The following is a 1,042-nucleotide window of genomic DNA, read 5'->3' on the forward strand; positions in this document are numbered from 1 at the left end:
AGGGGGAATCCATGTCATTCGTTAGTTTGCTTCAAAGAATAGGGAAGTATCATGGAAGAAAAACGAGTAAGCATGAGACCAGCAAAACCGAATGAATTGGAATTAATTCATGCTTTAGTAACTTCAAACGACGCATGGACTAAGTTTAATGGTCCGTATTTTCCTTATTGTCACCCTTCGTTAAAGCAGTTTGAAAAGTCTTCGTTTCAACGGTTGTTAAGCGGTTTAGATTTACAGTTAATCACTGTCGATGATAACCCGATAGGAACAGTCAGCAGTTACTGGGAATGTGAAGAAACTCATTGGCTTGAAGCTGGTGTGGTAATCTACGATTCAAATTATTGGGGTCAAGGTATCGCCGCTTTGGCTCTTCCTCAATGGATCTCTTACTTGTTCAAAAATAACAGAATCGAAAGGGTCGGTTTGACAACATGGTCAGGTAATCCTCGCATGATGTCTCTGGCGTTGAAGTTGGGCTTTCAGCAAGAAGCGAGGCTAAGAAAAGTACGTTATTATGAAGGCGAGTATTACGATTCAGTGAAATATGGGGTGTTGCGTTCGGAGTGGCAAGAACGCAACTAACAAATAAGGATTAATGTGTTGCGTAGCCAACACTAAATCCCATGTGTTGAACAAGCCCGAAGCCACTTTATTAAGTAAATTGTACGATTGTATCTGAAGGGCATATCGCTTTGAGGCTTTTCTCAAGGCGATCGAGGCCAAGGTAAGGTCGCGATAGCAATCTTATTAACCAGTTAGCTGTTCTTCGTTTCTTTCGTCGTGACCGAGCTTATTGAGTGTTCTTGCCCAATAATGTGCACCACCACACGCTTCAACGCCTATACGCATGAGAGGCATATTTGCTATTGTAGTCAGCAGTTTAGAGCGAGTTACTGATTTATGAAGTATGACCTTACCATTTTGGTCTACGGCATGAAGACCCAAGTGGTTTTTAGCTAGGTCGATACCGCAGAAATAAGAATAATCAGACATGGTGCCTCCGGTGCAATTAAGTACCACATCAGTGTGGCAGCTCCTCGGG

1 protein-coding gene and 1 pseudogene are annotated in these 1,042 nt (G+C 42.6%); one reads left to right on the plus strand and one right to left on the minus strand.

The genetic code is table 11. The features are described 5' to 3' along the window. Window positions 1–51 precede the first annotated feature (51 nt). Window positions 52–582: a GNAT family N-acetyltransferase gene (locus AB4653_RS18400; RefSeq protein ID WP_009845650.1), complete on the plus strand. Its 531-nt coding sequence runs from the start codon at window positions 52–54 to the stop codon at window positions 580–582. 189 nt (window positions 583–771) lie between these two features. On the opposite strand, the pseudogene AB4653_RS18405 reads toward AB4653_RS18400, so the two are convergent. After that, window positions 772–993: pseudogene (locus AB4653_RS18405) on the minus strand (IS110 family transposase); the annotation flags it as partial. Window positions 994–1,042: the final 49 nt, after the last annotated feature.

The sequence above is a fragment of the Vibrio sp. 10N.222.48.A3 genome, from assembly GCF_041475345.1.
GTDB lineage: Bacteria > Pseudomonadota > Gammaproteobacteria > Enterobacterales > Vibrionaceae > Vibrio > Vibrio tasmaniensis_A.

What these genes read in the sequence shown, in the direction of transcription:
- AB4653_RS18400 (WP_009845650.1), top strand. Translation starts at nt 52, where the DNA reads ATGGAAGAAAAACGAGTAAGCATGAGACCAGCAAAACCGAATGAATTG.